General features: G+C 34.9%; 4 protein-coding genes. All 4 read left to right on the forward strand.

The window, feature by feature from the left end; all coding sequences use genetic code 11:
* Positions 1-275: 275 nt before the first annotated feature.
* The 4 genes from ABLT31_RS38280 to ABLT31_RS38295 all read left to right on the forward strand — a co-directional run bounded on the left by ABLT31_RS38280 (position 276) and on the right by ABLT31_RS38295 (position 2,358).
* Positions 276-758, forward strand: a complete 483-nt coding sequence (locus ABLT31_RS38280; RefSeq protein ID WP_367760959.1) for a DUF4871 domain-containing protein — start codon at positions 276-278, stop codon at positions 756-758.
* A 149-nt stretch (positions 759-907) separates the two neighbouring features.
* Positions 908-1,195: a hypothetical protein gene (locus ABLT31_RS38285; protein ID WP_367760960.1), complete on the forward strand. Its 288-nt coding sequence runs from the start codon at positions 908-910 to the stop codon at positions 1,193-1,195.
* Between the two features lie 107 nt (positions 1,196-1,302).
* Complete coding sequence (locus tag ABLT31_RS38290) at positions 1,303-1,584, forward strand: hypothetical protein (RefSeq protein ID WP_367760961.1); 282 nt, start codon at positions 1,303-1,305, stop codon at positions 1,582-1,584.
* Between the two features lie 432 nt (positions 1,585-2,016).
* A complete protein-coding gene (locus tag ABLT31_RS38295; protein ID WP_367760962.1) occupies positions 2,017-2,358 on the forward strand; it encodes a hypothetical protein in 342 nt (113 codons plus the stop codon).
* Positions 2,359-2,433 lie beyond the last annotated feature (75 nt).

A 2,433-nucleotide genomic window follows, 5' to 3' on the forward strand; every position in this document is an offset into this window, starting at 1 on the left:
CGCCAGCCGTAGTAGCAGTATGGACACTGAAACCCAATTTTCATTCTCTGTGGTGTAGCGCTGGTTTTGCGCTGTATGATGACTAACGGGGATCGTTAGCTCCATTAGGCTGCTTCGGCAGCCTTTATGTCTTGTTCCGCTATTGGGCAGGATAGTTCAACAAGGGATTAGGCAAGTTTGTTCGCTCTCTGGAAGTTTATTGTAAATAAAAATGAAACCGATTTGGCGAGTAAAACGTCTAATCAATTATAAGAAACCATTTACGGAGGTGTATTATGAAAAATAATCTGTTTGTTTTCATTTTCCTTTTGGTCTTGATATTTTCATTAACAGGTTGTTCAACCGAAACAGGAACAGTAAAAGAAGAAAATTGGGATGAAAGTCCGACATTGGTTCAAGAATTTGTTAATCAAAATGGACAAAAGATAGAAAATGTTTTTCGTATTGGTGATAATGGAAAACTTGGGTTTGGAGAATATGGACCTTTTATTGCAGGTGAATCCCAGAAATATATGTGGCACTTTTGGGGAGATAAGGAAACATTAACGAAACCATTAAGAATTCAAGCTGTCAGCAAGGATACTGGAGAAAAAATAATAGTACATGACATTGTAGGACAAAACCTTTCACCGAATAATGGAGCTGATCATCATTCACCATCATCTATGATGTTGCCAAGTGCGGGTTTCTGGAGATTAGACGTTTATTTCGGAGAAGAATTGTTTGGAAATGTCGTGGTGAATGTCCAAGAAAAATAGGGAATGTTTGTTGAGGAGCAGATTTATTGTTGCTCTATACTATTTATTTGGTTGTTGAGGTATTTGGAAGAATAGTTGAGAAGGAATCTGTGGACTAACAAAAAAAACAATTGAAACATACCCAAATCATAATGAGGGAGCTGGAAGTCATGATTATTAAGTTTGACTTTGATGATGGTATTATTCAATATATCTCCTGTTCATCGAAAGTAGGTAGGAAAATTAACCGTATTAGAACAGACTTTGAAAATTGGATTCATGATGAAACAAAGAATAAAAAATATTGGTATTACGAAAATGGTGAAAGATATTGTCCAAGCTTTGACGCCAAAGCAATAATTCACTGGTTAAATAATGTAAAATTCAAGAAAGGAATTGCAAAAGCAAGATTAATTAATAGCCCTCAATTAAGAGTAAAGAAGAGACTATATTTTTAGTTCATCCGTTCGGCAGTCCTTTTTTGTTCAGATAAAGGGATGTCATGGTATTATGTTTACAGTAATGAGATGTAACAATTTGGAAAAGAACTTATTCGGAGGTTTTTATGAAAAGGAAATCAGCTGTTATTATTGGTCTTGTAGGAGTTTTAGCACTATCAATTGGTTTTATGACAAACTTTGAAAACACGGAAGTATTGGCAAAAGAAGATGGAGATCAATATAGAGTTGTAACAGTAGAGGAACAAAATATGCGAGAAAAAAATGAAAAAGACCGTACTACGGTTATAACAGCAGAAGAACAAAGTATGGTAGAAAGCTCAACAGATTTAGAAGGGTTTGTTCCGCAGGAAGATGGGACAGGGTTCTTTTTTAAAAAAGAGAAATAGAAATTAGTTTAGAGCTGCCATCTGACAGCTCTTTTGTTTTAGTTAAACAAGAATTGAATCCTTATTAGCTAGGAAAGAATAAGTAATTATTAAAAGTGGATAGAGGTTAACGGAATGGGAAAAGACTTTTATGCAGGTATCTTCTGCTTTATCGTTGGAATATTTTCAATTTATATGTTCTTCCATGCCACAAGGGAACGGTTCTTTAACAATAAAACGTATGACCATATTAGGTATATAACCCCATTACCTATCTCTTTTAATTTTTGGTTCATTAAAGTTTTGTTTATGGTTGGTGGACTTTTATGTTTGGCTGCTGGGTTATACGGAATCATTAAACCATTTTATTAATCTAATCGTTCTTAAACTAATCATTCGATAGTCGAGGATCGGAGGACCTCGATCCGCAATGGTAAGGAGAATTAAGTACAAATGAAAAAACAGAAAGAACCCAGAGAACTTAAAGCATATGCAATAGGTGATGATTTCAAATTTCATCTTGTTCAAGTAGTTATAAGTCATAGTAAAGACATTGCTGTCTTTTGGTTAAGAGATAACGTGGGCTATACTAACCAGGAAATGGCGAAATTCAAAGTATGGGAGTTTCCTTTGGATAAAAAAGTTTTTATTAGGGACTTCGGAGAAACAACGACGAAAGAACTTATGAAGGAAATTCATAAGTATCCCGCTGTGGTTTTCTGGAAAGAAAACAGCAATGATTATTACGAAAATTGGTTATCCCACTTTGAGCCGGAAGAGCCTATTGATGGATAATCAGGTAGTTATTGAGTTAACGGGCAGCATTCCTGTAATGAAGAAAAATGAGGTTTGAACATAAAAAAGCCTCTT

This window comes from Ammoniphilus soli (genome assembly GCF_040813775.1).